Origin of the sequence: Methylobacterium aquaticum, from assembly GCF_001043915.1 — a bacterium.
Lineage (GTDB): Bacteria > Pseudomonadota > Alphaproteobacteria > Rhizobiales > Beijerinckiaceae > Methylobacterium > Methylobacterium aquaticum.
Genome location: NZ_LABX01000112.1, coordinates 60640 through 67258, shown reverse-complemented (window position 1 = coordinate 67258; position 6619 = coordinate 60640). Strand labels below are relative to the sequence as shown.

The window sequence follows — 6619 nt, the reverse complement described above, 5'->3', positions numbered from 1 at the left end:
CGTCCGCGGCCGCCTCGGCTACGCCTGGGACCGCACCCTCGTCTACGCCACCGGCGGTTTCGCCTACGGTGCCGGCGGCGGTCGCGATTTCGGCCTGCCGAACCGCTCCTCCGACGACTTCCAGACCGGCTGGACCGTCGGCGGCGGCGTCGAGTACGCTCTGCCCACCGACTCGTTCCTGAACTTCTTCCGGTCGAACGCCGTGACCGTGAAGGTCGAAGGTCTGTACGTGAACATGGACCGCGGTGGTCTGGGCGGCGCCTTCGCCGTCAACAATGCCGGCGCCCTGATCACCACGGCCTCGCCGGGCGTGGCCGTCATCAGCGGCCTGAACCGTCGCGACACCGAGTTCGCGGTGGTCCGCGCCGGCCTGAACTACAAGTTCAACGGCTTCTAGAGCATTTTTCGACGAAGTGGATACCGGTTCGTCGTAGACAATGCGGAAAATTAAGGAGCCAGAGAAGCTTCGCGATGGCAACGCGATCGTGAAGCTTCTCTGGCCGTCACCGACGGATCGGAGCCCGGCCGCGAGGCCGGGCTCTTCTGTTATGGGCCGGTCGGGATCTTCACGCTGAACTTCACCTCGCGCAGGGCGAAGTTCGAATGGATCTGCTGCACCGCCGGGCAGGAGAACACCGCCTCCTGCAAGAAGCGCTCGTAGTGCCGGGCGTCCCGCACCACGACCCGCAGCAGGTAATCGGCCTGGCCGGTGGTGGAGAAGCATTCCAGCACCTCGTCCCGGCGCCCGATCACGCGCTCGAACTCCGCCACGCCGTCGCGGTCGTGCTTGGCCAGGGTCACGTGGGCGAAGACGCATTGGCCATGGCCGAGCGCTGCCGCATCGACGAGGGCGACATAGCCGCGGATGATGCCGCGCTGCTCCAGCGCCTTCAGCCGCCGCCAGGTCGGCGAGGTCGACAGCCCGATCCGCTGCGCGAGATCCTGCACCGAGAGCCGCGCATCGTCCTGCAACGCATCCAGGATCGCCCGCTCGAACCGGTCCGGCGCGTCTCCCCGTTCAGGCATGGGCCTATCCCGTTGGCGTGTTTTCGAACCCGTTCGTACCTCTGCGATCGCCTGGCGGGAAGCAGACAGGCAGGTTTTGCCTCGCAGGCCGGCATAGCCTGGCGGTGAGGAGACCCGCCAATGCCCGAGCTGGACCGCGCCTACCGCCTCGACGACAGATTCGACCGCACGGCCGGCCGGGCCTACATGACCGGCACGCAGGCGCTGGTCCGCCTCCTCCTGGCGCAGGCCGCGATTGACCGCCGCGACGGGCTCAACACCGCCGGGCTCGTCTCTGGCTATCGCGGCTCGCCGCTCGGTGCCGTCGATCAGGAATTGTGGCGCGCGAAGGACCGCCTCGCCGTGGCCGGCATCCGCTTCCAGCCCGGCATCAACGAGGATCTGGCGGCGGCGGCGCTCCTCGGCAGCCAGCGGGTCGCCCTCGATCCGGCCGCCACGGTCGAGGGCGTGTTCGGGCTGTGGTACGGCAAGGGCCCGGGGGTCGACCGCTCGGGCGATGCCCTCAAGCACGGCAACGCCTACGGCACGTCGCCGAAGGGGGGCGTGCTGGTCGTCGCCGGCGACGACCATGGCTGCGTCTCGTCCTCGATGTCGCACCAGAGCGACCTCGCGCTGGCGGCCTGGCACATCCCGGTGATCCATCCGGCGACGATCGCCGAATACGAGGCGTTCGGCCTCTGGGGCTTCGCCGCCTCGCGCGTCTCCGGTGCCTGGGTCGGCTTCAAGGCGATCTCCGAGGTGGTGGAGGGCGCGGCCTCCGTCGATCTCGCGCCGCTGCCCCGCTTCACGGCCCCCGCCTTTGCCCCACCGCCAGGCGGCCTGCACATCCGCTGGCCCGATCTGCCGAGCCTCGCCATCGAGGCGCGGGCGCTCGCCAAGCTGGAGGCGATCCGCGCTTTCGCCCGGGCCAATCCCCTCGACCGGCTGGTGGTGGCGCCGGAGCGCCCCCGCCTCCTCGTCGTCACGGTCGGCAAGGCCCATGGCGACGCGATGGAAGCCTTCCGGCTCCTCGGCCAGGATCCGCACTCCCTGGGCCGGGCCGGAATCGCAGTGCTGAAGGTCGGCCTTGTCCACCCGCTCGACGTGGACGGTCTCGCGCGCGTCGCGGCCGGCGTCGAGACCGTGCTGGTGATCGAGGAGAAGGCGCCGCTGGTCGAGCGCCAGCTGCGCGACGGGCTCTACGACCTCGCCGGCGAGCGGCGCCCCCGGGTCCTCGGCAAGCGCGATGCCGCCGGCCGGCCCCTCGTCCCGGAAGTCGACGAGCTGCGCCCCTCCCGCCTCGTCGGAATCCTGGGCGACGCCCTGCGGGGCCTCGGCCTCGCCATCCGGGACCCGGACATGCCGTCCGTCCTCCCCGCCTCCGGGCCGCTGCCGGTCCGAACGCCGTATTTCTGCTCCGGCTGCCCGCACAACACCTCGACCCGGGTGCCGGAGGGATCGCAAGCCCGGGCCGGCATCGGCTGCCACTTCATGGCGAACTGGATGGAGCGGGACACCACCGGCATCGTGCCGATGGGGGCCGAGGGGGTCGACTGGACCGGGCAGGCGCCGTTCACGCGCCAGGCCCACGTCTTCCAGAATCTCGGCGACGGAACCTATTTCCATTCCGGCCACGCGGCGATCCGGCAGGCGGTGGCGAGCGGGGCCAGCATCACCTACAAGATCCTCTACAACGACGCGGTGGCGATGACCGGCGGCCAGCCGGTCGACGGCGCGCTCACCGTGCCGCAGATCACCCGGCTGATGACTGCGGAGGGCGCGGCCTGCGTCGTGGTGGTGTCGGACGATCCCGCCCGGGTGGCGCGTGACGCCGCCCGCGATCCCCTCGGCCCCGGCGTGACCGTGCACCACCGCGACGACCTCGACGCGGTCCAGCGGAGCTTGCGCGCGACGAAAGGCGTCACGGTGCTGGTCTACGACCAGACCTGCGCCACCGAGGCGCGGCGCCGGCGCAAGCGCGGCAAGAGCCCGCCACCGACGCGGCGCGCGGTCATCAACCCGCTGGTCTGCGAGGGCTGCGGCGATTGCCAGCGGAAATCGAACTGCCTGTCGGTCGTGCCGGTCGAGACCGAGTTCGGCGTCAAGCGCGCCATCGACCAGACCGGCTGCAACAGCGACCTCTCCTGCCTCAAGGGCTTCTGCCCGTCCTTCGTCACGCTGGACGGCGCAACGCCCCGGCGCCGGCCCGGCGTCGCGGTCGACCCCGAGACGGTCGCGGCCCGCGCCGCGTCCCTGCCCGAGCCCGACACCGCGCTCGGGCCGGCCCCCTACGAGATCCTGGTCGCGGGCGTCGGCGGAACCGGCGTGGTGACGGTGGGGGCCCTCGTCACCATGGCGGCCCATCTCGAGGGACGCGGCGCCAGCGTGCTCGACTTCATGGGCTTTGCCCAGAAGGGCGGGCCGGTGCTCTCTTACGTGCGGCTTGCCGCGGAGCCGGCGGCCCTGCACCAGGTGCGGATCGACCGCGGCCGGGCCGACGCCGTGCTCGCCTGCGACCTGGTGGTGGCGGCAAGCCCCGACGCGGCGGCGGTGATCGACCCTGCGCGAACCCGGATCGTCGCCAACACCCACGAGATCCCGACCGGCGCCACCTTGCGCGACCCGACAGCCCGCATCGACACGCGGATGCTGGAAAGCCTGATCGCCCGCCGGGTCCGTGCCGGGGCTTTGCGCAGCCTCGACGCGCAGGCGATGGCCGTCCGCCTGATCGGCGATGCGCAGACCGCCAACGTGCTGCTCCTCGGCTTTGCCTGGCAATGCGGGCTCGTGCCGGTCTCGCGCGAGGCCCTCGACCAGGCGGTGGCGTTGAACGGCGTCGCGGTGGCGGGCAACCGCCTGGCGCTCGCCTGGGGCCGGCTGCTGGCCGCCGATCCAGCCTTCGTCGCCTCGCATCTCGCCCCGGAGGCCGGCCCGGCGCAGGACCTCGACAGCGTCGTGGCGCGTCGGGCCGCGTATCTCACCGCCTACCAGGATGCGGCTTATGCCGCCCGCTACCGCGACCGGGTCGCCTCGGTGCGGGCGCGGGGCGGCGAGGTCCTGGCCGAGGCGGTCGCCCGCTCCCTGTTCAAACTGATGGCGATCAAGGACGAGTACGAGGTGGCGCGGCTCCAGTCCGATCCGGCCTTCCTGGCCCGCCTCGCCGAGGAGTTCGAAGGTCAAGGTCCCGGCCAAGGCCCCGGCAATGCCCCCGGCAAAGGTCCGGTCACATTGCGGCCGACCTTCCACCTCGCGCCGCCCGTCCTCGCCCGGACGCGGCCCGGCGAAACCGAGCCGCGCAAGATCGCCTTCGGGCCCTGGCTGCTGCCGGTGTTGCGCGGGATTGCCGCCCTCAAGGGCTTGCGCGGGCGGCGCCTCGACCCGCTGCGGCTGATCGCCGAGCGGCGGGAGGAGCGGGCGGTGCTGGCGGCCTACGAGGCGCAGATCGACGAAGCCCTGGCCCTCGTTGGCCGGGCAGACCCGTCCGCGCTGCGCGACCTCCTGGCCGCCCCCGAGGAGATCCGCGGCTTCGGCCCGGTGAAGGCGCGGGCGATGGCGGCATGGCGCGCCCGGAGCGACGGGCTGCTGGCGGCCGTGCGGGCCGGCAACCCCTCCGAAGGCGCGCTGTCGCGGGTCGGATGATCCCGGGCGCGGCCTGCGTCGGCGGGCCTGGTTGCCGCGGGGCGGGGCCTCGCGTAGGCGGAGGTTTCACGCGCCGTCACCGCCTCACGGCCGCCCCACCGAGGTTTTTCGCCATGCGCCGCCGCACCCGCTCCTTCGTCGGGGCGATCGTGATGATCGCCTTCGTGCTGATCTACGCGCCCCTCGCCATGGCGCTCGCCGACAGCCGCATCGCCCAGACGCCGCCGGTGGTGCAGTCGGTGCTCTACGCGATTCTCGGTCTTGCCTGGATCTTTCCGCTGATGCCGCTGATCCGCTGGATGGAGCGGCCCGACCGCGACCCGGCCTGACGCCGGTTCAATGGACTGATCGGTCCAAAAGGCCGGGTTTTCGCCAAAAAGGTCTGCCAGACGCGAGGGCGGCCGTCAGGCCCGCGCCCTCCCGCTCCGGCACCCCTTTCGAACTCGCAAGGCACCCTCAGGCCCATGCGCCACGCGCTCGCGCTCTTCCTCCTCCTCGGTCCCCTCGCCGGTGCAGCCGTCGCCCAGGGTGCGCCGCGCTCCGTTGGCGATTGCGAGCGCATCAAGGGCGATCTCGCCTACAACCAGTGCCTCTCGCTGTTCGGCCCCGCCGCGAAGGGCTTGGCCGCCGCCGCGGCCGCGGTGTCCGCGGCGATCCCGCGCCTGCCGATTCCCCCTGCCCTCGCCGAGGCGGTGGAGCCCGCCCCCCGCGGCCGTCGCGGCTGGACCCGGCGCCTGCGTGGCGGCCGGCAGAGCGCCAGCTTCGCGGTCATCAGCGGCGGCGAGAGCCGCCATTACCGCCGCCGGCGTCACCGCTGAGCCTCATCCGACATTCAGCCGCCGGCCCCGGTTCCAGGCCAGGAACGGCACGCCGGAGAGCAGGGCGTGCAGGGCCGCATCGGTCTGGAAGCAGCCATTGACCGAGACCCGCGGCAGCGCGTGCAGGTGGGCCGCGTGTGCGGGAAAGAGATGGCCGGGCCTTGTCGTCACGGCGGTGCGGTAGCCCGCCTCGCGGGCCAAGGCGAAGTCCCGCGGGCCCGCCGAGCCCGGATCCCCGACCGGGTAGGAGAAATGCTCCGGCACCCGGCCGAGCAGGTCGCCGAGGCGCGCCCTCCCGTCGACGATCTCCCGGCGGGCGGTCGCGTCATCGTGCTTGGCGAGCATCGGATGGGACAGGGTGTGGGCGGCGAGCGTCACCGCCTCGTCCCGGGCGAGGTCGCGCAACTCCGCGCCCGTCAGGCAGAGCTCGCGGGCGATGGCCGTCGCGTCGATCCCCCCCTCCCCGCATAGGCGCGAGGTCGCGGCCCGAAGGGCGTCTTCCGGCCCGGCCCGCAGGGCGTGATAGGCCGCCGCGAAGGCGGCGGATTTCTGCGCATCATCCACCGCCGGCACGTCGAGCCCGATCTCCGGCAGGCTCACCCGGTCGAGGACGCGGATCGCCCGTTCGAGTTCGATCCACCACAGCCGGCCGGTCCCGGTCGCGTAGTCGTGGGTGACGAACAGCGTCCAGGGCGCGCCGTGGCGGCGCAAGATCGGGGCGGCGTGTTCCAGGTTGTCGCGATAGCCGTCGTCGAAGGTCAGCACCGCGAAGGGCTCCCCCGCCTCGGCCAGCCGGCGCGGCAGGTCCGACAGCGGGACGATCGTGAAGCCGCGCGCCTGTAGGACCGTGAGGGTGCGGTCGAGGAAGGCCGGGGTGATGGCGAGCAGCCGGTTCGGCGCATAGGCACCCGGCGGCGCCGCGTCCGGCCGGACGTGATGGAAGGTCAGGATCACGCCGCAGCCGCGGGCGGCGGGGGCGAGCCAGCGGTCGGCCCCGGTGGCCGCGATGGTGGCGAAACCGGCCTGGAACAGGCGGTGGCGGGCTTGGGCGGAGAGCATGGCCGAAGGATGGCGCCGATCAGCCAAAGCTTCGTTACGGTGTTTGCGGATTCTGCACGCTTGCCGGCTATGCCATCGCTGCGACAGTCGGGGATCAC

General features: G+C 72.4%; 6 protein-coding genes. 4 read left to right on the top strand and 2 right to left on the bottom strand.

Features of this window, described 5'->3' with window-relative positions:
- The coding region (locus tag VP06_RS15400) for an outer membrane protein (protein WP_048464656.1) at window positions 1-397 on the top strand (397 nt) is incomplete at its 5' end.
- 149 nt (window positions 398-546) lie between these two features.
- On the opposite strand, the gene VP06_RS15395 is transcribed toward VP06_RS15400, so the two are convergent.
- A complete protein-coding gene (locus VP06_RS15395) occupies window positions 547-1026 on the bottom strand; it encodes an Lrp/AsnC family transcriptional regulator (protein ID WP_048464655.1) in 480 nt (159 codons plus the stop codon).
- Window positions 1027-1146: 120 nt separating this feature from the next.
- Between VP06_RS15395 and VP06_RS15390 the strand changes: the two genes are divergently transcribed.
- The 3 genes from VP06_RS15390 to VP06_RS15380 all read left to right on the top strand — a co-directional run bounded on the left by VP06_RS15390 (window position 1147) and on the right by VP06_RS15380 (window position 5462).
- Complete coding sequence (locus VP06_RS15390; protein ID WP_048464654.1) at window positions 1147-4644, top strand: indolepyruvate ferredoxin oxidoreductase family protein; 3498 nt, start codon at window positions 1147-1149, stop codon at window positions 4642-4644.
- Between the two features lie 113 nt (window positions 4645-4757).
- Window positions 4758-4973, top strand: a complete 216-nt coding sequence (locus VP06_RS15385) for a DUF2842 domain-containing protein (RefSeq protein WP_048464653.1) — start codon at window positions 4758-4760, stop codon at window positions 4971-4973.
- Window positions 4974-5108: 135 nt separating this feature from the next.
- Window positions 5109-5462, top strand: coding sequence for a hypothetical protein (locus tag VP06_RS15380; RefSeq protein WP_048464652.1), 354 nt, complete (start codon window positions 5109-5111; stop codon window positions 5460-5462).
- Between the two features lie 3 nt (window positions 5463-5465).
- Here VP06_RS15380 and VP06_RS15375 read toward each other — a convergent pair whose 3' ends face one another.
- Entirely contained in the window at window positions 5466-6521 is a 1056-nt protein-coding gene (locus VP06_RS15375; RefSeq protein ID WP_048464651.1) for a polysaccharide deacetylase family protein, read from the bottom strand.
- Window positions 6522-6619: the final 98 nt, after the last annotated feature.